Genomic DNA, 21,230 nt, shown 5'->3' with positions numbered 1-21,230 from the left:
CGAGGCCGAGGGCCTCTCCGGGGGCGTTCAGGCGGTCAGTTGGCCTGACGTACGGGGATGTTGGTGAACGTCGCCTGAGAGGGCTCCTCCGGGCTGAAGAAATCGTTGCCCTTGTCATCGACGACGATGAAGGCGGGGAAGTCCTCGACCTCGATGCGCCAGACCGCCTCCATGCCCAGCTCCTCGTACTCCAGGACCTCCACCTTCTTGATGCAGTCCTGGGCCAGGCGCGCGGCCGGGCCGCCGATGGAGCCGAGGTAGAAGCCGCCGTGCGAGGCGCACGCGTCGGTGACCTGCTTGCTGCGGTTGCCCTTGGCGAGCATCACCTTGGAGCCGCCGGCCGCCTGGAACTGCTCGACGTAGGCGTCCATACGGCCCGCTGTCGTCGGCCCGAAGGAGCCGGAGGCGTAGCCCTCGGGGGTCTTGGCCGGACCGGCGTAGTAGACGGGGTGGTCCTTGAGGTACTGCGGCATCTCCTCGCCCGCGTCGAGGCGCTCCTTGATCTTCGCGTGGGCGATGTCCCGCGCGACGACGAGCGTGCCGGTCAGCGACAGCCGGGTCTTGACCGGGTGCTTGCCCAGCTCGGCGAGGATCTCGTCCATGGGATGGCCCAGGTCGATGCTGACGGCGTCGAGGTCGGCGCCCGCGCCCTCGGTGAGAGCGTCCTCCGTCGTCTCCGGCAAGAAGCGCGCCGGGTCGGTCTCCAGCTGCTCCAGGAAGACGCCCTCGGCGGTGATCTTCGCCTTGGCCTGCCGGTCGGCCGAGCAGGATACGGCGATGGCGACGGGGCAGGACGCGCCGTGCCGGGGCAGCCGCACCACGCGCACGTCGTGGCAGAAGTACTTGCCGCCGAACTGCGCCCCGATGCCGATCTTCTGGGTCAGCTCGAAGACCTTGTCCTCCAGCTCCTTGTCCCGGAAGCCGTGCCCGGACGCGGAGCCCTCGGCGGGCAGCTCGTCGAGGTAGTGCGCCGAGGCGTACTTCGCGGTCTTGAGCGCGTACTCCGCGCTGGTGCCGCCGACGACGATCGCCAGGTGGTACGGCGGACAGGCGGCCGTGCCCAGCGAACGGATCTTCTGCTCCAGGAACTTCATCATCGACGCCTCGTTCAGCACCGCCTTCGTCTCCTGGTAGAGGAAGGACTTGTTGGCGCTGCCGCCGCCCTTGGCCATGAACAGGAACTTGTAGGCGTCACCGTCGGTGGCGTACAGCTCGATCTGGGCCGGGAGGTTGGTGCCGGTGTTCTTCTCCTCCCACATGGTCAGCGGCGCCATCTGCGAGTAGCGCAGATTGAGCTGTGTGTAGGCGTCGTGGATGCCGCGCGAGAGCGCCGCCTCGTCGCCGCCGGCCGTCAGCACCTGCTGGCCGCGCTTGCCCATCACGATCGCGGTGCCGGTGTCCTGGCACATGGGCAGCACGCCCGCCGCGGCGATGTTGGCGTTCTTGAGCAGGTCGAGCGCCACGAAGCGGTCGTTGGCACTGGCCTCCGGGTCGTCGAGGATGCGGCGCAGCTGCGCGAGGTGCTCGGGGCGAAGGTAGTGCTGGATGTCGTGCACGGCCTCGGCCGCCAGTGCGCGCAGCGCCTCCGGCTCGACCTTGAGGAAGGTGCGACCGTCCACCTCGGTGGTGCTCACGCCCTCGCTGGTGATCAGGCGGTACGGCGTGGGGTCCTCGCCGGTGGGGAGCAGATCCGTGTAGGAGAACTCCGGGCTGGCGGGGCGGTCGCTGGCAGACATACGGGGACTCTTCCTCTCACACTTACGGCCCTCGGCGATGGGAGCGCGCGTCTCACAGGGTAGAGCGCCCCGGCAAGGCGACGTTGTGGGGGTAGTCGCGATCTATCGCGTTTGGGTACGCTGCCCCCGTGACTGAAGACTCTCCGCGCACCTCGCTCGAAAAGCAGCCCACCGCCGAGCGGTCCCCAGCCCCTGCCCCCGCCCCGGCCCCCGTGGCCGAGGCCGAGGTCCGCGCCTCGGACGCCGACCGCGACCGGGTGGCCGACATCCTGCGCGAGGCCCTCGCCGAGGGCAGGCTGGACGCGGAGGAGCACAGCGAGCGGGTCGAGGCCGTCTACGCGGCCAAGACCGTGGGCGAGCTGGAGCCGATCGTCCGCGACCTCCCGGCGGGCCGCCGGGAGGCGTCCGGCGAATACGGATACGGCGCGCGTGAGCGCGGCGTGGCTTCGGGCTCCTACTCCTCGGGGTTCGCCACCTTCTCGGCGGCGCACACCTCGGGCCCGCCGGTGCCCGGCTACGGCCCCAAGGAGAACCTGGTCGCGATCTTCAGCGGCACCGAGCGCAAGGGCCGCTGGCGGGTGCCGCGCAAGATCAACGCGTTCGCCTGTTTCGGCGGCATCGTGATCGACCTGACCGAGGCGCTGTTCGAGCACCAGCACGTGCAGATCAACGCCACGGCGATCTTCGGAGGAATCGAGATCCGGGTGCCGGAGAACGTGACGCTCCAGCAGAAGGGCGCCGGGATCTTCGGCGGCTTCGACGTCCAGGTCACCGACTCCCCGGATCCGGACGCCCCCGTCGTGCTGGTGGAGGGCGCGGCGGTCTTCGGCGGTGTGGACGCCAAGCCCAAGCGCGGCAAGGTCATCGAGAACCTGCGGGAGCGCTTCCGTAAGCAGTTGTGAGCGGGGGCGCCGGGCGCGGGGCAACGGCGTGCGGGAGCGCGGCAGCGGCGCGCGAGGGGCGCCACGCAATGCATACCGGCGCGTACAGCGGGTAGGGCTCGGGCATCGTCTCTCGTACGGCTGCCTCGCGAACTGCCGTGCGCAGCTAGACGGATGAAGGGGAATCCTCGTCGTCTCGTCAGGAGCAGACCGTGCTGCAACCGCCGCATCAGTCCCTGCAGGCAGCCGCCACCATCCCCGCACAGCGAACACCCGAGCGTGATGATGACGCGGGGCCCTGGCATGCGGACGCTGTCTGCCGCCGCGACGAGGCCGGCCTCTTCTTCGCCCCCTCCAAGGAGCCCACGGCCGCGCGGCTTTCCCGGGAGCAGGCGGCCAAGCGGGTCTGCGCACGCTGTCCCGTGCTCGTCGAGTGCCGTGAACACGCGCTGCTGATGCCCGAGCCGTACGGCGTCTGGGGCGGCCTCACCGCCGCCGAGCGCCGCGTCGTCCTCTCCCGCCGCCGCCGGCCCACCGGGCCCCCGGCGCCCGCGGAGGTCCCCCGCATCGCCTAGGGGGTGCCGTTTGGATCACCCCGGACCCGGGGTGATCCAAACGACACCCCCAGCCTCTGTCTTCCTGAGACCACCCGCGCCGCATACCGTACGGCGGGAGGCGGCACTCCCGGCGCCTCGTGGTGAGTTGGAGAGGTGCCGGAAGTTCCCTCCGTCGTTTTACGGGGTGTGTGACGGACGTCCAACTCTCGGTTCGCGGAGCGGTGAGCGGCCCGGAGACGGGCGGTCCCTGCACCGCTGGCTGCTGCGCCGGGAGGGCGCGCTGCGGCGCTCGGGGATCGCGCTCGCGCCGGCGCCGCCACCGGGTGACGAGGAGATGGGCGGCGTCTTCGAGGTGATCCAGTTCGCCGTCGACGCCACCGCTCAGCTCGGCACGCCGGCCCTCGCCCTGGTGACCTGGCGGCAGGCGCACGGCGGCACCCCGTCCGCGGAACCGCCGGCCCCGGCGCCCGCCGGTTCCAGTGGCGAGGCGGCCGGCGCTCGAACGCCGGACGGGCTCGACCGGGACCGGACGGGCCCGATCGGGATGAGCCCGTCCGGGGATGTCAGGGAATCAGCGCGCGCGGTCGAAGTCGACGGCGCTGTAGGCGCGCAGCTTCGAGAGCCGGTGGACGGACTCGATCTGGCGGATCGTCCCCGACCTGGACCGCATCACCAGCGACTGGGTGTAGGCGCGCTCGCCGCGGTAGTGCACGCCCCGCAGCAGGTCGCCGTCCGTGATGCCGGTGGCGACGAAGAAGACGTTCTCGCCGCTGACCAGGTCCTCGGTCTGGAGCACCCGGTCCAGGTCGTGGCCCGCGTCCAGCGCCCGCTGCCGCTCGGCCTCGTCCTTGGGCCACAGCTTGCCCTGTATGGTCCCGCCGAGGCACTTGATCGCGCAGGCCGCGATGATGCCCTCCGGGGTACCGCCGACGCCCAGCAGCAGGTCGACGCCGGTCTCCTCGCGGACCGTCATCACGGCGCCCGCGACATCGCCGTCCGCGATGAACTTGATCCGCGCGCCCGCCTCCCGGACCTCCTTCACCAGCCCCTCGTGGCGCGGCCGGTCGAGCACGACGACCGTGACGTCCTCGACGCCGCAGCCCTTGGCCTTGGCGATCCGGCGGATGTTGACACCCGGCGGTGCCGTGATGTCCACGAACTCCGCCGCCTCCGGGCCGGTCACGAGCTTGTCCATGTAGAAGACGGCGCTCGGGTCGAACATCGTGCCCCGCTCGGCGACCGCCAGCACGGAGACGGCGTTGCCCATGCCCTTGGCGGTGAGGGTGGTGCCGTCCACCGGGTCGACGGCGACATCGCACTCGGCCCCCGTCCCGTCCCCGACCCGCTCTCCGTTGAAGAGCATCGGGGCCTCGTCCTTCTCGCCCTCGCCGATCACCACGACACCGTTCATGGACACGGTCGAGACCAGCGTGCGCATGGCCCGGACCGCGGCACCGTCCGCGCCGTTCTTGTCGCCCTTCCCCACCCAGCGGCCCGACGCCATGGCCCCGGCCTCGGTGACCCGGACGAGCTCCAGCGCGAGGTTGCGGTCGGGTGCCTCCGGGCTGACTTCGAGCGGAGACGGAAGATGGTGGTGTTCGGTCATCGGAACACACCTTTCTGTACGGCGACTGGCGGCCGTGCGGGGCAGCTGAGGGTGCCTTTGACTCTACCGGGCGGGGGCAGAGTGAGCAGGGGTGCCCACGTATGAGCAGAATGCCGTCCCCGCGCGAGCCGGATCGCCGCCCGCCCCGGAGGTGGCCCCTCGCGCGGGGCGCCGACCGGCATAAGGGACGATGGGGGCGTGGCAGCAGACAAGAAGCGCGGCGCGCAGGCCGTGCGCGACATGGTGATCTCGCTGGCGGTGATCCTCCTCGCCGCGTACGTGATCTACCTGTTCGTTCCGCACGACGACAAGCAGGACCCGGTCAAGCCCGTGAGCTACGGGATGGAGCTGAGCTCGGCACGGCGCGCGGCGCCGTATCCGGTGGCCGCACCCGAGGGGCTGTCCGAGAACTGGCGCGCGACTTCCGTCCGCTACACCGCCGACGGCACCAAGGGCGCCGCCTGGCACCTGGGCTTCGTGACGCCGGACGACGAGTACGCCGCCGTCGAGCAGAGCGACCAGCGCCGCCCCGAGAGGTTCATCAGGGACGTCACCCAGGGCGCGGAGAAGACCGCGAAGACGCAGCGCGTGGACGGCGAGAAGTGGACGCGGTACCAGGGCGAGAAGTACGACGCCCTCGTACGGAACGCCGCCGACGGCAAGTCGGTCACCGTGGTCACCGGGACCGCGACCTTCAAGCAGCTCGGCGAACTCGCCGGTGCGCTCCAGGCCAAGAGCGAGAAGACCGGCAGCAGCACCGCCCCCGGCGCCGGCCCGAGTTCGCGCCCCAGCCCCAGCGCCTCTCCGGACGCCGGATAGCCTCCGGGCGCCGATCGCCGGATCGCTGGAAGCCGATCGCCGGATCGCCGGAAAAGACCTGAAAAGGGCCGCAAAAGGGGAAGCCCCCCGCGCGAGGGGGGATTCGCGCGGGGGGCGGTCTGCTCCCGGAGCCGTCGGCTCCGGGAGGGGCGTCGGGGTGCGACCGTCAAAGGACGGTGACCACGTCGTCGTAGGCCAGGCGCGGCGAGCGCGGCGAGAAGGCGTCGGGACCCGGCTTGCCGATGTTGACGACCATCAGCGCGCGCTGGCGTCCGTCGCCGAAGAACTCCTTGTCGAGGCCCCCGGGGTCGAAGCCGGTCATCGGCCCGGCGGCCAGGCCGGCGGCGCGCACGCCGAGGAGGAAGTAGCCGGCCTGGAGCGCGGCGTTGAAGCTGGCCGCCGATTCGCGGACGGGCTCCTCGGAGAAGAAGGCGTCCTTGATGTGCGGGGCGTGGGGGAACAGCTCGGGCAGCCGCTCGTGGAAGTCCAGGTCGTAGGAGAGGACGGCGGTGAGCGGGGCCGCGCTGGTCTTGGGGCGGTTGCCCTCGGCCATGTGCGCGAGCAGCCGCTCCCGGCCCTCGGCGGTGCGCAGCAGCGTGACGCGCAGCGGCGACTGGTTGAAGGCCGTGGGGCCGTACTTCACGAGATCGTAGATCGCCTGGACCTGCTCCTCGGTGACCGGCTCTTCGGTGAACGTTTTGGCCGTGTGGGCCTCACGGAAGAGGAGATCCTGGGCTGCGGGGTCGAGGACGAGTGTCATAGAGCGGTGCCTTGCCTTTTCTGACGACGATCGGGGTGCACAGACAAGTGTACGGAGCACTTGTTCAACGTTGAATCAGATCGGTCAGTGGCCTACGTCCCACTTGCGGCTGCCCGGCTGCCCGGCTGCCCGGCTGCCCGGCGGCGCGAGGGCGGCGTGAGCGTCCGGGCTCGCCGTCCCCTGGCCGGCTTCGTCAGACGGGTCCGTCCGCCCCCGGCGCCTCGTCGTCCTCGCCCTCGTCCTCTTCCGCTTCCTCCTCCAGCACCGCGTCCAGGCGGGCCCGCGCCCCCTCCAGCCATTCGCGGCAGATGCCGGCCAGCTCCTCGCCGCGCTCCCACAGCTCCAGCGACTCCTCCAGCGTGGAGCCGCCCGACTCCAGGCGCTGCACGACCTCGACCAGCTCGGCCCGCGCCTGCTCATAGCTGAGCGCGTCCCGCTCGGCGGCAGCCGCCGAGGGGGAGTCCGCTGCCGCCCGGCCTTCCGTTTCCGTCGTCATGCGACCAGCCTATGCGCGCGGTGTGACAGTGACGCCGAACTCTCCCTCGGCCACCCGCGCCCGCAGTTTGTCGCCCTCGGCGACCCCCTCGGCGTCCCTGACGACGTGGCCGTCCTCGCGCTGGAGAACGGCGTAGCCCCGCTGGAGCGTCGCGGCCGGAGACAGCGCGACGACCCGCGCGTGGGTGTGCGCCAGCGCGTCCTCGGCCCGCGCCAGCCGGTGGTCCAGCACCCGGCGGGAGCGGTCGAGCAGCGCGGAGACGTTCTCCGCGCGGTCCTCCACCATGGCGTACGGGTCGGCCATCGCCGGTCTGCTCATCACGTCCGCCAGGCCCCGCTCCTCGCGATCCAGCCTGCCTTTGATCACCCGCCAGGCGCGCTCGCGCAGCCCGCGCACGCGCTCGTGCTCCTCGCCCACGTCCGGCACCGTGTCCTTCGCGGCGTGCGTGGGGGTGCGCGAGCGCACGTCGGCGACCAGGTCCAGCAGCGGCGCGTCCGCCTCGTGCCCGATCGCGGAGACCACGGGCGTGCGCGCCGCGGCGACGGCCCGCACCAGGCGCTCGTCCGAGAACGGCAGCAGGTCCTCCATCCCGCCGCCGCCGCGCGTCACGATGATCACGTCCACGTCGTCGCGCGCGTCCAGCTCCTGGAGCGCCTCGATGACCTGCGAGACCGCGTACGCCCCCTGCACGGCGGTGTTGCGCACCTCGAAGCGGACGGCGGGCCAGCGCTCCCGCGCGGTGTGCAGCACATCCCGCTCCGCGTCCGAGGCGCGGCCCGTGATCAGCCCTATGCGGCGCGGCAGGAACGGCAGCCGCTTCTTGCGCTCGGCGGCGAACAGCCCCTCGGCCGCCAGCGCCTTGCGCAGCCGCTCCAGACGGGCCAGCAGCTCGCCCACCCCCACCGGGCGGATCTCGGCGGCGCGCAGCGAGAGCCGGCCCGTCTTCTCGTACCACTCCGGCTTCGCGTGCACGACCACGCGCGTGCCCTCGCTGATGACGTCCTTGACCTGCTCGTACACCTGCCGGAAGCAGGTGACGCTCAGCGAGACCTCGCGGGAGGGGTCGCGCAGCGTCAGGAAGACCATCCCGGCGCCAGGTCTGGGGGAGAGCTGGATGATCTGGCCCTCCACCCACACGGCGCCGAGCCGGTCGATCCAGCCCCGGATCATCCGGGACACCTCGCTGACGGGGATCGGAGCCTCGGCGGACGTGGTGAGAGCCATACGAGAAGGCTAGGCCCTGCCACCGACAGCCCGGGGCCGTCCCGGCCCCGCGGCTCGTCCCGGCCCGCGGCCTGTCACCGCTGTGGGTCCTGGCCGTCAGTGGTCCGGGTCCCGGCTGTCCGCGGCCCGTCAGTGGTCCGGGCCCCGGCCGTCCGCCACGGCGTCCCGCCGTCGCAGCACCAGCAGCGCGAGCAGGGCGAGCGCCAGCCAGACCAGGCCGACCCAGTGCGCCTCGCGGTTGGCCGTGACGATCACCGCGACGATGATCGCGAGCCCCACGAGGGGCACCACCCAGTCCCGCAGCACACTCATCCGGTGCTCCGGCGCGCCCCTGCGCAGCCCGTAGTAGCCCATCACCGACAGGTGCAGCATCCCGAAGGCGAACAGCGCGCCGATGTCGACGATCGACACCAGCCGGTCCAGCCCCTCGGCCGCGCGCGCCGCCCACACCGCGGCGCCCATCGTCAGCACCGCGCTCAGCAGCAGCGCCCGCCACGGCACCCCGGTACGCGGGCTCACCACGCCCAGGACGCGCGGCAGCCGCCCGTCCCTGGCCATCGCGAACAGCAGCCGGGAGGCCGCCGCCTGACCGGCGAGCGCCGCGAAGGCGGCACCGATGGCCTTGCTGACCGCGACGGTCGTCTTCAGCCAGCCGCCGACCGCCGATTCGACCGCCGTGTAGAAGGCGGCGCCCTGCGCCGCCGGATCGTCGGCGAGATGGCGCGAGGACTCGTCCGAGAGCAGCGCCGCCAGATACGTCTGGACGACGAAGAGGACGCCCGTCGCGATCAGGCACCACACCAGGGCCCGCGCCACCATCGAGGGAGCGCCCTCCTTGCCGCCGAGCGCCTCCTCGCTGAAGTTGGCGATGGCGTCGAAGCCCAGGAACGAGAGGACGGCGACCGAGACCGCGCTCAGCAGCGCCGTCAGCGAGAAGCTCTGATCGCCCGTCAGCGGCGAGAGCCAGCCGCGCTCGGGCCCGTCCTGCGCCAGCACCACCAGCGCCGCCGCGACGAACACCAGCAGTACGACGATCTCCATCGCCAGCACCAGGAACCCCACCAGCGCCGCCCGGCGCACCCCCGAGAGGTTGAGCGCCGTCGTGACCACCACCGCGATGGCCGTCCAGATCCACTGGTCCACCTCGGGCACGAGCTGCGCCATGGCGATGCCGGAGAAGAGGTAGGCCACGGCCGGGATGAGCAGGTAGTCGAGCATCATCATCCACCCCGCCACGAAACCGGCGCCGTGCCCGAGCCCGGCACGCGCGTAGGCGTAGACGGAGCCGGCCTGCGGCACGGTGTGGATCATCCGGGCGTACGAGTAGGCCGTGAAGGACATGGCCAGCGTCGCGACCACGTACACCAGCGGCACCACGCCGCGGCTGCGGGCGTCCAGCGCGCCGTAGATACCCACGGGAGCCATGGGCGCGATGAACAGCAGCCCGTAGACGATCAGGTCACGGAGGGTGAGGCTCCGCCTCAGACCTCCGCCCGTGCCGGCACCGAGGATCGAGGCTGTGCGCGAGCGGGCTCCAGGCATGGGGCCAGCTTGCCCCAAAAGACGACCCGGACCGTGGACCCCCGGCGCCGCCGTGGCTGCCCGGCACCGACCGCCGTGGCTGCCCGGCACCGACCGCCGTGGCTGCCCGGCACCGACCGCCGTGGCTGCCCGGCACCGACCGCCGTGGCGTGCCGCACCGACCGCTGTGGCGTACCGCACCGATCGCCGTGGCTGCCCGGCGCGACCGGCTCCGTACGCCACGCCCTTACGATGGAGCCATGACTGGAACGCCCGCCCGCCGTGTCCTCCTCGCCGCCCCGCGCGGCTATTGCGCCGGCGTGGACCGAGCCGTGATCGCTGTCGAGAAGGCGCTGGAGCAATACGGCGCTCCGATCTACGTCCGCCACGAGATCGTTCACAACAAGTACGTCGTCAGGACCCTGGAGAAGAAGGGCGCGGTCTTCGTCGAGGAGACGGAGGAGGTCCCCGAGGGCGAGATCGTCATCTTCTCCGCGCACGGGGTCGCGCCCGCCGTCCACGAGGAGGCCGAGCGCGGCAAGCTCGCCACCATCGACGCCACCTGCCCCCTGGTCACCAAGGTCCACAAGGAGGCCGTGCGCTACGCCAAGGAGGACTACGACATCCTCCTGATCGGCCACGAGGGGCACGAGGAGGTCATCGGCACCAGCGGCGAGGCCCCCGAGCACATCACCCTGGTCGACGGCCCCGAGGACGTGGCGAACGTCGAGGTCCGCGACCCCGAGAAGGTCGTGTGGCTCTCCCAGACCACCTTGTCGGTGGACGAGACGATGGAGACGGTCGACGCGCTCCAGGGCCGCTACCCGAACCTCCTCTCGCCCCCCAGCGACGACATCTGCTACGCCACACAGAACCGTCAGACCGCGATCAAGCAGGTCGCGGCCGGCGCCGACCTGGTGCTCGTCGTCGGCTCCAAGAACTCCTCCAACTCCGTCCGCCTGGTCGAGACCGCGCTCACCCACGGCGCCAAGGACGGCCACCTGGTGGACAGCGCCGACGAGATCGAGGAGGCGTGGCTGGAGGGCGTGGAGACCGTCGGTCTCTCCTCCGGCGCGTCGGTGCCCGAGGTGCTGGTCGACGGCGTCCTGGAGTGGCTCGCGCAGCGCGGCTGGGAGGACGTGGAGATCGTCAAGCCGGTGGACGAGCACATGCAGTTCTCGCTCCCCAAGGAGCTGCGCCGCGACCTGCGCGCCGAGGCGGCGGGCAAGGGCGCGGCTGCCGGAGCCTGACCCGTACGCCTCCCCCCGGGCCTCCCTTGGTGGGGCCCGGGGCGTGGGGCCCGGGGCGGCGGACGGGGGACCCGGCCGACGCCCCTGATTGAGGGCGCTAACGCCCCTCGGGGCGCTGCTGGACGGCCTCGCGCCGCTGCCGCCGTTGCCGGACGGCCAGCACCGCCTTTCGCACGAGCACGATCAGCGCGGCGGTGAGCGTCCCCGCGTAGAGCCAGGCCGCGTGCAGCGCGAGGCTGGTGAAGACGTTCTGGAGCACTCCCGTCAGCCCTTCGCCGGAGCCACCGGCGAAGAACTGGCCCACGGTGTACGCGAGCGGGGCGATGACCGGCGCCGCGTACAGCTCGGCGGGCCTCACCCACAGCGCCGCCACGGCGCAGACCAGTACGAAGAGGACCCCGTAGAAGGCGGGCGCCCCGTCGAACAGCGCGCCCTCCAGCCAGCCGAACAGCATCATCAGCAGCCCGGCGAACACCCCGGTGCCCAGGCCCGTCAGCCGGGGCGCGGGCCGGGCTCCCGACTCGGCGGACGGGCGCCCGGAGGCGCGCGAGGAACCGCGCGAAGGGGCGCGCTCGTCAGCGGCCCGGGACGTGGAGTCGCGTCGGGCGCCGTACGTGGCGACGGCCTGTCGCCCGACTTCGTACCCCTCGCGTTGGGGCTCGCGTTCGTGTGCGGGGGGCGCCGGGTGCGGCAGCCGCGAGCCGCGCCGGGCCGGGGCGTCCCGGGTGCCGTCGCCGTGCGGGTCCTGCTGGGTCGTGCGCGCGCTGTGTTGCTCCACCTGGCCACGGTAGGGGGTGTGTCCGCCCACCAGGCGTCATGGACACGCGATATCCGCCAACGCCGTGACGTCGCCGGTGGTCCTGGGGGTCCGGAGGGGGCCGGATGGAGCACGGACGAGGCAGGCGGGGGCCAGGTATGAGGCCGGACGGGGGTCAGGTTCGAGGCCAGCGGGGGCCTGGCATGAGGCCTGGCGGGGGCCCGGCATGAGGCCGGACGGGGGCCCGGCACGAGGCCCGGAAAGGGGGACGGGGAGCGCCCGTAGACTGGGGAGCCTGTCCGCTCCACCCCTCTACGGAAGACCCCGCCAGGGGCAACGGGAAGTAGTCGCAACGTGTCGCTCACGATCGGAATCGTCGGCCTGCCGAACGTCGGCAAGTCGACCCTTTTCAACGCTCTGACCAAGAACGAGGTGCTGGCGGCCAACTACCCGTTCGCCACCATCGAGCCGAACATCGGCGTCGTGGGCGTTCCCGATCCGCGGCTGGGCAAGCTCGCCGAGATCTTCCAGTCCCAGCGCGTCCTGCCCGCCACCGTCGACTTCGTCGACATCGCGGGCATCGTGCGCGGGGCGAGCGAGGGCGAGGGCCTGGGCAACAAGTTCCTGGCGAACATCCGGGAGTCCGACGCGATCTGCCAGGTCATCCGCGCGTTCAAGGACGACAACGTCGTGCACGTCGACGGAAAGATCTCGCCCAAGAACGACATCGAGACGATCAACACCGAGCTGATCCTGGCCGACCTCCAGACGATCGAGAAGGTCCTCCCGCGCCTGGAGAAGGAAGCCCGCGTCAAGAAGGACAAGCAGCCGCAGGTCAAGGCCGTCCAGGAGGCCCAGGCCATCCTGGAGGAGGGCCGCACCCTCTTCTCCGCGGGCCTCGCCCAGGGCACCGAGAAGGCCGCCCCGCTCCACGAGCTGCACCTCCTCACCACCAAGCCCTTCATCTACGTCTTCAACGTCGACGAGGACGAGCTGACCGACGAGTCCTTCAAGCAGGAGCAGCGCGACCTGATCGCGCCCGCCGAGGCGGTCTTCCTCAACGCCAAGCTGGAGGCCGACCTCGCCGAGCTGGACGAGGACGAGGCCCTCGAACTCCTCCAGACCGTCGGCCAGGAAGAGCCCGGCCTCGCCACCCTCGCCCACGTCGGCTTCCGCACCCTGGGCCTCCAGACCTACCTCACGGCAGGCCCCAAGGAAGCCCGCGCCTGGACCATCAAGCAGCGCGCGACGGCCCCCGAGGCGGCCGGTGTCATCCACACCGACTTCCAGAAGGGCTTCATCAAGGCCGAGATCATCTCCTACGAGGACCTCCTGGAAACCGGCTCCGTCGCCGAAGCCCGAGCGAAGGGCAAGGCCCGCATGGAGGGCAAGGAGTATGTGATGCAGGACGGGGACGTGGTGGAGTTCAGGTTCAACGTGTGAGATTTCGAGCAGAGGCTCTTTTACATGCTTTGGTGCAGGTTGGGGTTTCCGGTCGCTGGATTTGCGCCGACTCGACCTGGTGGTCAGTCAGGGGATCGAGGCGGTGCACGTCCACCAGGAAACCGACAACGGCTCCTGCTGCACGGCCAAGCTCTTCACCCGGACTCCGGCCGCGGCCGGCCTCGTCCACAAGCGAGTCCAGCCCTACCACCCGCAGGCCAACGGCGAGGTCGAACGATTCCACCGCGGCCGGCAGCGGCATGCTCGGGGGCGCGGGGCTGACCGGCCCGCTTGCGATGGAGGGCGAAGCAGGCCTGAGCCCCGAGCGCCTCGGGTACGTCGGCACGTCGGCACGTCGAGTTCCGTGCCGCGGGTACGGTCGAACTGGCAGCCCCCGGCTCCGAATTGTTCCGGGTGCGTGAGTACGGTGATCCCCGCCCGGGAGGCCCCGCGGCGTTCGGGCACCTTCGCACCTTCCGAAGCCTATGGGTTCTGACACGGGCCGAAGTGTGGGCTGGGGCCCGGTGCTTCAAGTGCCCGTAGCCGCAGTCCGCTTCGCCCACGACATCCCGGCGTCGATGCCCTGACGCGCCCGAACTGGAGGTCCTGTGACCCCAAGTCGCGCCCCCGCGACCGGTCTTGCCGTACGTGAACGACTCCGGGTGGACACCGCCGCACGTCGCGCGGCACACCAGGAGTCCAGGAGGCCGATATGAGGCGGGCTGCCGGCGCGGGTGGTCCCGGGCCGGCCCCCGCCCCGATCGACGAGCCGAGCCGGGAAGGGCAGCCGCGCGAGGGCTCGGGGCCCACGGCTGCGGACGGAGTCTCGGCAGCGGAACGAGAGCTGTTCGGAGGGCGCCTGCGCTGGGACGACGCGTTCGTCGAGCACGAGGGCGCGGTGGCGCGCCTGCGCTTCGTACACATGGCCGCCGCGCTGCCGCGCATGATGGGCGTGGTCCTGCGGGCCGGCTGGAGCTCCGACCCGCGCGCGTTGGCCGGTGTGGTGGTGGCGCAGACCGGCCAGGGCTTGACCGCCGCGTTCGGGCTCGTGGCTGTCAACGGTGTGCTCAGCAGTCTGTTCGCGAACGGGCCGACCGGCGACAAGCTTCAGCACTCGCTTCCGGCCCTCGCGTTGCTGGCCCTCGTCTCGGTGGGCACGGCGCTGCTGGCCGCCTGGTCGACGGCGATGTCCGGGCGGCTGGAGCCCCAGGTCGAGCGAGTCGTCTCCACCCGCTACTACCGGGCGATCACTCAGGTGGAAGTCGCAGCGACCGAGCGACCGGACGTCCAACGTCACCTGGAGGCAGGAAAGTTCGGCACCGACTCGGCACGGCGCATGCTCGGCCTGTCCGTAGGGGTCGCCAACGTCGTGATCAGCATGGTGGCCGCGGCCGTCGTGCTGGCCTCGCTGCACTGGGCCCTGCTGCCGATGCTGCTGGCCATCGCGCTGCCCAAGGGCTGGGGAGCGGTGCGTTCGGCGCGCCGGGAGTACGTCTCACGACGGCACTGGGTGGATCACCGCCGGGCCGTCGCCACGCTGCTCCAGTACCTGACGCTGCCGCACGCCGCGGGGGAGATCCGGGCGCATTCGGCGGGCTCGCTGCTGCTGCGCGGGTACGAGGAGATGTCCGGGCTGATGGAGACCGAGCAGCGCCGCCTGGCTCGGGCCCAGGCTCGGACCGACCTGGTTGCCGGCGCGTTCTCCGGTCTGGCGTCCCTGGGCTGTTACGGGGTGCTGTGGTGGCTGCTGACCAGCGGTGGCCTGCCGATGGCGGTGGGCGGCACCGCGGTGGTCGCCATTCGCACCTCGACCGGGCGGCTCACCTCGCTGGTGCAGCAGGTCAACCGTATGTACGAGGAGATGCTCCGGCTCGGCGACACCGAGGAGGCCACCAAGCTGGCGGCCCGGCACGCCATCCCGCAGACCGGCAAGCGGCTGCCCTCGCCGGTACGGGAGATCCAGGTACGGGATGTCTCCTTCTCCTACCCCGGCGCCACGGTGCCCGCGCTGCACCGCGTGGACGTGTCCGTACGGCGGGGCGAGGTGACCGCGCTCGTCGGCGCCAACGGCTCCGGCAAGTCCACGCTGGCCAAGATCCTGGGCGGGCTGCTGCTGCCCGGCAGCGGTGACGTGTGGTGGGTGGGTCCGGGGCCTGACGGGGAACGGGTGGAGGTGCGCGAGGCCGCCCGCGCCGACATCTTCCGGTCCGTCGGGATGCTGACGCAGGACTTCCCGAACTGGCAGATGACGGCTGCCGCCAACATCGCCATCGGCGCCGGGGACCGTCCCCGGGACATGGCCCACGTCAAGGAGGCGGCGCGCGCCGCCGACGTGGACGAACTGATCGAGGGCCTGCCGCACGGCTGGGACTCCATGGTCTTCAAAGGGTACGAACGCGGCGTCCAGCTCTCGGGCGGACAGTGGCAGAAGCTGGGCACGGCGCGCAGCCTCTATCGCGGCGCGCCGTTCCTCCTGGTCGACGAGCCGACCTCGGCGCTCGATCCGCACGCCGAGATCGAGGCGTTCGACCGGCTGCGGACCCTGGCCGACAGCGGCGTCGCGGTGGTGCTGGTCACCCACCGGCTCGCCGCGACCGCCTCCGCCGATCACATCTACGTCCTGGATCGCGGGCACATCGCCGAACACGGCACCCACGAGCAGCTCATGGGCCGGGGCGGCGGGCTGTACCGGGGCATGTTCGACGCGCAGGCCGCGCAGTACGGGCTCGCCTCGTCCCCGGCGGCGAAAATCCCCGCGCCCCGCGACGGGGCCGCTGCTCAGCATTAGTACCAACTCGCCCCTGTTCACCTGCACTTCGGTACACCGAGCATTCTTGCGCCGGACAATCCCGATACGCGCCAGGGCGGTTTCCCTGCCGCCTCAGTTGCCCAAGTGGCCGATGCGGCAGATGTGTTGACGCTGCTCGTGGCGCTCGGCTACGTTCCATGAGGCTCCGGGAAATCCGGTATTCACAAACGCCGATTTCCCAGAGATTCCCGTACGGGCCCCTTATCGGAGGGAACAAAATGAGCGAAGACCTGCTGGAAGACGAATTCTCCCTCGACCTGCGTGTTGGTCACGCGGCGGTTTCCACCAGTTCCGCCGCTGCCACGGATAACGGCGGGTGCGCGACGTCGCGCACGTCACTCTGCACGGACACGCTCAGCGGGTGCTGCTGACCACGCCACATCTGATGTGACGCACACCCATCGCGAGCCACGCGGAGGGCCCCGCGGTCCGTGTACAGGGGATCCCAGAGCCCTCCGTATGGTCGTTTGCTGGGAAGGCCGAGATTTGCTGAAAAGGCTGAGAGAGGGAACGGCGGAGCTATGGAGTCTCGTTCCGCGGGGAAAGTGACCGACGACGAGGTTCTGCGGCTGGCTCGCGAGGTGGCTGACCGGCTCATGGAATCGGCCGGCGACGCCGCAGTGAAGGCGGATCTCGCCGACGGTGCCCCCGGCGTCGCGCTCGCCCTCCGGTATGCCGCCGAAGTCTTCGACGACGACCGCTACTTCAAAGCGGGTCAGCTCCAGCTGCGGCGCACCGCCGAGGCGAGTGCCGCCGCGCCCTTGAACGCACCCGGTCTGTACCTCGGCACCGCGGGTGTCGTCTGGGCGGTGACCGAGTACGCCCGTCTGGAGCCGCGCTACCTCCCGACGCTCGCCACGATGACCGACCGGCTCGCCCGGCAGACGCTGGCGATCACGCTCCACACCGCCGCGGGAAGCGTCGCCTCTCACGATTACGACGTCATCGCGGGCGCGGCAGGCTGGCTCGCCGCGCTCCTCAAAGCAGCGGATGTCCTCGGCGGGCGCGCGACGGACGCGGCCAGAGAGGCCACGGGCCGCCTTGTCGACTACCTGGTGGATCTGACCCAGGATGACGGCGGCAAGCTCAGGTGGTTCTGCGCGCCCTCCCATTTCCCCAGCATTCCGGGCCCCGACGGACAGCCGACGCCCCTTCCGGGATACGTGAAGAACTTTCCCGACGGCGTGTACAACCTGGGGTTCGCCCACGGCCCTGCGGGCATTCTCGCGGCCCTCTGCCGCCCCGACACCGCCCACGCGGCCGGCCTCGTGCGCGTGGACGCACGGCCACACCGGGTACGGCAGGGAATCCGTGACCTTGCCCAGACACTCGGAGCGCTGCGTATCGACGGCCTCGACTATCCGGCGTGGGCCAACCTTCTGCTGCCCCACCCGGACTCCGGGCGCCCCGACACCGATTCTCCGCAGGTACCGGCCAGGAGCGCGTGGTGCTATGGCGCGCCCGGTGTCGCCGCGTCCCTGCTGCCGGCCTCGGCGGCCTGCGGCGACCCGGAGCCGACCGACCTCGCGGTGGCCACGCTCCTCGGCGTCGAACGCACCCCTGCCGAGCATCAGCGCATCAACTCACCCACGCTGTGCCACGGGCTGGCCGGGCTGCTGACCGTCTACGGCCGCGCCGCCGCACAGACGGGCGTGCCGGACCTGTGGCGCATGCACGACGAGTTCCTGTCGCAGCTGTGCTCGTACGCGGACCCGGACCACCCCTACCTCTTCCCTGACTACGACCCGTGGGGAGGGCAGGAGCACAACCCCGGCCTGTTGAACGGTGCGGCCGGAGTCCTGCTCGCCCTCCTCGGCGCCGTGTCCGACGCGGCGGCCGAGTGGGACGAGCTGCTGTTCCTGACTCCCAGGCTCCCGCGCGGGCACGAACCGGGCGGGACCGAGGCGGGGACGAGACCGGACCGGGGCATGGGGGAGACATGAGCGAAGAGACCGCCGACACCTACCGGGCCTGCGGGTTCTTCATGCTCAGGGCGCCGGCCCTGCCCGCACGCCCGATGCTCGAACTGCTCAGGTCGCTGCCCGTGGCGGACGGCGACGCCGTGCGCACGGACGCCTGGCAGGACGAATACGCGGATCAGCTCCTCAAGCTGTGGTGGACCCCGGGCGTGCCGGACGCGGTGCGGGCCGCCTCGCCTCATCTGGCGGACGCCGTTGAGCGGTTCGACGGCCTCACCGGCAAGAGCCGGCGGAAGGCCGTCCGCGGCCTCAGCCGCTACCTGAACCGGATGAGCTTCCGCTCGACGCCGTTCGGCCTCTTCGCGGGCGTGACCACCGGCACCTTCGGCGAGGAGCAGCGCACCCGGCTCGGCCCGGCCGCCATCGGAACGGCCCGCGCACGCGCGGACTCCGGGTGGGTCATGCACCTGGTGAAGCGGCTCGCCTTCGGCGCGGAGCGCCCCCACGACCTGAGAGTGCGGCGCAACGACCTGCTCCACGTGGCCCGCGGCCGGGTGTGGCTGTCCACCGCCGAAGGCTACGGGCTGCGCGACAGGGCCGAGGCCGCTCACCACGGCGCGCATGACGACGGCGGGCGGACCGTACAGCCCAAGGGCCGACGCTCCGTCAGCGTACGGCTCACCGCGCCGATACGGTCCGTGCTCGACCACACCCGTACGCCGACGACGCTCGGCGACCTCACCGCTCTGCTCACCGAGGCCTATCCGAAGGCCGGTGCCGAGCGGATCGCGGCCCTGCTCGACGGCCTCTTCGACAGCGACATCCTCATCACCGCCGAGCGCCCCCGGCTGCTCGTCCCGCCGACCGGCCGGACGGACCGGGACAACTCACTGCTGGGCTCGATGCTGCCGCCCGTCACCGACCCCGCCGTCGCGCGCGCCATCGACGGTGTGGAGGCCGCGATCAGCGCGTTCAACCAGGGTGAGGTCCCGATATCGGAACTGCTCAAGACGGTGAGCGCGCCGATGCCCGATGCCATCGGCGGTCACTCGGGCCCGACCCTCCAGATCGACTCGGCGCTGGACCTCGACGCGCCTCTGGTCCTTCCCCGGCCCGTGGCCGACCTGGCCGAAGAGGCCGCCCGCGTGTTCATGCGCGTGGGCGCGGAAGACCGCTACCCGCCGCATCTCAAGGAGTACGCCGACGCCTTCTCCGAACGGTACGGCCACCGCTCCGAGATCCCCCTGCTGGAGGCGCTGACCCCGGAGACCGGCCTCGGCCCGCCGCGCAGATACCTCTCCCCAGGACAGGCGTATCCGCTGCCCGGCGTCGTCCAGCAGCCCGCGGACCGGGCGGACCGGCCGGACGGGCCGACACGGGAGGCCGTGCTGAACCGGCTGGTCACCGGGGCCCTGGCCCGCCGGGAGCTGAGCGTCCAGCTCGACGACCGGCTGCTCGAAGAGCTGGCCGAGGTCTCGGCCGCCGAGGACGACCACCGGCCGCCGATGCCCGTCCTCGACCTGTACCTGGCCCTTGTGGCACCCGGCCCCGGCCGTGATCAATGGCGCGGTATCTGCGGCACCGCCGGGGTCGTGATGGGCGGCCGGACCTTCGCCCGATTCCACGATCTCCTCGACGACGAGACGCAAGCGTCGCTGCGGGAGCTGGCCGCCGCCGAGGAGCGGCGCCAGGGCGACGCCGTCTGCGCCGAGCTGACCTCCCTCCCCCAGGAAGCCCGGTCCATCAACGTCGTGATCCGCCCCACCGCGCACACGTGGGAACTGCCGGTCAACGTCACGCCCGGCCGGGACGAGGATCACGTGATCCGTCTGGACGACGTCCTCGTCGGCGTGGCCGACGGAAAGCTCTATCTGCGCAGCCGCACGCTGGGCCGGCGGCTGCACGTCACCGATCGCACGATGCTCAACTGGGCAGGTGCTCCGGACCCTTGCCGGTTCCTGCTGGAGGTCTCCCAGGCCCTCTCGAGCACGGTCTCGTGGTTCAGCTGGGAAGGTCTGAGCTGGAGCATGCCGTTCCTGCCCCGCGTCGAGCGGGGCAACCTGGTGCTGCGCCGGGCGCGGTGGCGGCTGCGACCGGGCGAGCTCGCGCCAACCCCCAGTAGTCACGGCAACGGGGAGGGAGACGGCCTGGCCGCGTTCGCCGAGGCCGTCGGCGCCTGGGCCGAGACGTGGCTGGTGCCCCGCCTGGTCAACATCGCCAGCAACGACAACACTCTGCTGCTCGACCTCACCAGCGCCCCTTCCCTGCGCGAGCTGCGCGACAGCCTGGAACAGGCTCCGGAGGAGGGGATCGTCCTGGAGGAGGTGCTGCCCGCACCCGACGAGGGCTTCCTGCGGGACGCCGCCGGTGAGCCGTATGCCTCCGAGATCGTGGTGCCCCTCGTACGCACCAGCCAGGACCCGGGCCGAGTGGCCCAGCACATCAAGCCCCGCCCGGTCCGCGCCATCGCCGAGGATCCCGGCGCAAGGGGCAAGCGGGTCGGCAGCGACTGGCTGGCCGTGAAGCTCTACGCCGAGCCCGACGCCCATGACGCGCTGCTGGGGGTGGGTCTGGCGGGCCTCACCGAGCGACTGTCCGAACAGTACGGCGTGGCAGCGCCGTTCTTCCTACGCTACGGCGATCCGGCTCCCCATCTGCGGGTGCGGTTCTTCGTGCCCGAGGAGTCCGCGCGCCCGGACGTCCTGCGCGAGGTGACCGCCTGGGCCTACGGCCTCGCCCGGGACGGGCACATCTCGGACCACACCTTCGTGAGCTATCAGCGCGAGGTCGAGCGTTACGGCGGCCCCGAGTTGATCGCAGACGCCGAGGAGTGGTTCCGTCAGGACAGCACTGCCGTCGTCCAACTCCTCCGGCGCCTTCGCGGCTCCGGGACCGGCCTGCCGGACGTGCGCCTGGAGCCGGACCAGGAGCGTGCCGCGTTCGTCGCCCTCACCGTCGACCGGCTGTGCGCCTGTCTGATCCCCGAAACCGAGGCACGCCACGCCCTCGCCCGCCTCGCGGCGGCGCGAAACGCCGGTGGCGACGTGTACCGGACGGCCGGGCGCAGCCTGTGGACGGCACGCACCGAAGACGGCCCGACCCGCGAACTGCTCGACCAGGCCGCCGCCGTGTGGCGCCCGGCCGCCGAGCGGCTCACCCGCCGGATGACCGAGCTGGAGCGGACAGGCGAACTCCTGGCGGATCGTGGCGACATCGTCCTGGCCCTGCTGCACATGCACTGCAACCGCATGGGGCTGCGTCCCACCGAGGAGGCGGCCTCCTACGGGGTGTGGCGACGCCTCCTCGACCGGGCCGCGCACGCCTCCCACTGAGCCCTCCGTCCACGCCCCCACAGCTTGTTATGGATCGATGAAGCTGGTGCATGGGATCGATGGAGGTGGTGCACGATTGGGTCATCCTGTGAGCACGTGGCCCTAGCCTTTCCGAGGGGC

At 71.5% G+C, this 21,230-nt stretch carries 16 protein-coding genes and 1 pseudogene; 10 read left to right on the top strand and 7 right to left on the bottom strand.

Annotation, left to right across the window (positions count from 1 at the left end; translation table 11 throughout):
• Nucleotides 1-35 precede the first annotated feature (35 nt).
• Nucleotides 36-1,736, bottom strand: coding sequence for a fumarate hydratase (locus OHB04_RS15260; protein WP_326688234.1), 1,701 nt, complete (start codon nucleotides 1,734-1,736; stop codon nucleotides 36-38).
• Nucleotides 1,737-1,864: 128 nt separating this feature from the next.
• Here OHB04_RS15260 and OHB04_RS15255 point away from each other — a divergent pair, with 128 nt between their 5' ends.
• The 3 genes and pseudogenes from OHB04_RS15255 to OHB04_RS41820 all read left to right on the top strand — a co-directional run.
• The gene (locus OHB04_RS15255; RefSeq protein WP_326688233.1) at nucleotides 1,865-2,638 is read left to right on the top strand and encodes a DUF1707 SHOCT-like domain-containing protein; all 774 of its coding nucleotides are present in this window, start codon (nucleotides 1,865-1,867) and stop codon (nucleotides 2,636-2,638) included.
• 191 nt (nucleotides 2,639-2,829) lie between these two features.
• Entirely contained in the window at nucleotides 2,830-3,192 is a 363-nt protein-coding gene (locus OHB04_RS15250; protein ID WP_326688232.1) for a WhiB family transcriptional regulator, read from the top strand.
• Between the two features lie 31 nt (nucleotides 3,193-3,223).
• A pseudogene (locus tag OHB04_RS41820) lies at nucleotides 3,224-3,601 on the top strand (effector-associated constant component EACC1); the annotation flags it as partial.
• Between the two features lie 144 nt (nucleotides 3,602-3,745).
• Here the strand turns inward: OHB04_RS41820 and glpX are convergent.
• Entirely contained in the window at nucleotides 3,746-4,780 is a 1,035-nt protein-coding gene (glpX, locus tag OHB04_RS15245; RefSeq protein ID WP_326688231.1) for a class II fructose-bisphosphatase, read from the bottom strand.
• A gap of 198 nt (nucleotides 4,781-4,978) precedes the next feature.
• Here glpX and OHB04_RS15240 point away from each other — a divergent pair, with 198 nt between their 5' ends.
• On the top strand, nucleotides 4,979-5,599 hold the full coding sequence (locus OHB04_RS15240; protein WP_326688230.1) for a DUF4245 domain-containing protein: 621 nt from the start codon (nucleotides 4,979-4,981) through the stop codon (nucleotides 5,597-5,599).
• Nucleotides 5,600-5,765: 166 nt separating this feature from the next.
• Here OHB04_RS15240 and OHB04_RS15235 read toward each other — a convergent pair whose 3' ends face one another.
• The 4 genes from OHB04_RS15235 to OHB04_RS15220 all read right to left on the bottom strand — a co-directional run bounded on the left by OHB04_RS15235 (nucleotide 5,766) and on the right by OHB04_RS15220 (nucleotide 9,621).
• Nucleotides 5,766-6,359 (bottom strand): malonic semialdehyde reductase, encoded by a 594-nt coding sequence (locus OHB04_RS15235; protein ID WP_326688229.1) that lies wholly within the window; start codon nucleotides 6,357-6,359, stop codon nucleotides 5,766-5,768.
• Between the two features lie 193 nt (nucleotides 6,360-6,552).
• The gene (locus OHB04_RS15230; RefSeq protein WP_326688228.1) at nucleotides 6,553-6,855 is read right to left on the bottom strand and encodes an exodeoxyribonuclease VII small subunit; all 303 of its coding nucleotides are present in this window, start codon (nucleotides 6,853-6,855) and stop codon (nucleotides 6,553-6,555) included.
• A 9-nt stretch (nucleotides 6,856-6,864) separates the two neighbouring features.
• Nucleotides 6,865-8,079, bottom strand: coding sequence for an exodeoxyribonuclease VII large subunit (gene xseA / locus OHB04_RS15225; RefSeq protein WP_326688227.1), 1,215 nt, complete (start codon nucleotides 8,077-8,079; stop codon nucleotides 6,865-6,867).
• 129 nt (nucleotides 8,080-8,208) lie between these two features.
• Nucleotides 8,209-9,621 carry an APC family permease gene (locus OHB04_RS15220; protein ID WP_326688226.1) on the bottom strand — a complete coding sequence of 471 codons (1,413 nt, stop codon included), beginning with the start codon at nucleotides 9,619-9,621 and terminating at the stop codon, nucleotides 8,209-8,211.
• Between the two features lie 239 nt (nucleotides 9,622-9,860).
• Here OHB04_RS15220 and OHB04_RS15215 point away from each other — a divergent pair, with 239 nt between their 5' ends.
• The gene (locus OHB04_RS15215) at nucleotides 9,861-10,850 is read left to right on the top strand and encodes a 4-hydroxy-3-methylbut-2-enyl diphosphate reductase (RefSeq protein WP_326688225.1); all 990 of its coding nucleotides are present in this window, start codon (nucleotides 9,861-9,863) and stop codon (nucleotides 10,848-10,850) included.
• Between the two features lie 97 nt (nucleotides 10,851-10,947).
• Here OHB04_RS15215 and OHB04_RS15210 read toward each other — a convergent pair whose 3' ends face one another.
• Nucleotides 10,948-11,628 carry a DUF6542 domain-containing protein gene (locus OHB04_RS15210; RefSeq protein ID WP_326688224.1) on the bottom strand — a complete coding sequence of 227 codons (681 nt, stop codon included), beginning with the start codon at nucleotides 11,626-11,628 and terminating at the stop codon, nucleotides 10,948-10,950.
• 333 nt (nucleotides 11,629-11,961) lie between these two features.
• Here OHB04_RS15210 and ychF point away from each other — a divergent pair, with 333 nt between their 5' ends.
• The 5 genes from ychF to OHB04_RS15185 all read left to right on the top strand — a co-directional run bounded on the left by ychF (nucleotide 11,962) and on the right by OHB04_RS15185 (nucleotide 21,110).
• On the top strand, nucleotides 11,962-13,050 hold the full coding sequence (gene ychF / locus OHB04_RS15205) for a redox-regulated ATPase YchF (protein WP_326688223.1): 1,089 nt from the start codon (nucleotides 11,962-11,964) through the stop codon (nucleotides 13,048-13,050).
• A 712-nt stretch (nucleotides 13,051-13,762) separates the two neighbouring features.
• Entirely contained in the window at nucleotides 13,763-15,838 is a 2,076-nt protein-coding gene (locus tag OHB04_RS15200) for an ABC transporter ATP-binding protein (RefSeq protein ID WP_326688222.1), read from the top strand.
• Between the two features lie 239 nt (nucleotides 15,839-16,077).
• Entirely contained in the window at nucleotides 16,078-16,230 is a 153-nt protein-coding gene (locus OHB04_RS15195; RefSeq protein WP_326688221.1) for a hypothetical protein, read from the top strand.
• A 150-nt stretch (nucleotides 16,231-16,380) separates the two neighbouring features.
• On the top strand, nucleotides 16,381-17,802 hold the full coding sequence (locus tag OHB04_RS15190; protein ID WP_326688220.1) for a lanthionine synthetase C family protein: 1,422 nt from the start codon (nucleotides 16,381-16,383) through the stop codon (nucleotides 17,800-17,802).
• Entirely contained in the window at nucleotides 17,799-21,110 is a 3,312-nt protein-coding gene (locus OHB04_RS15185) for a lantibiotic dehydratase (protein WP_326688219.1), read from the top strand. Before OHB04_RS15190 ends, OHB04_RS15185 begins: the two co-directional genes overlap by 4 nt.
• Nucleotides 21,111-21,230: the final 120 nt, after the last annotated feature.

This window comes from Streptomyces sp. NBC_01775 (assembly GCF_035917675.1).
Taxonomy (GTDB): Bacteria; Actinomycetota; Actinomycetes; order Streptomycetales; family Streptomycetaceae; genus Streptomyces.
This window is presented reverse-complemented; position numbering and strand designations above follow the sequence as displayed.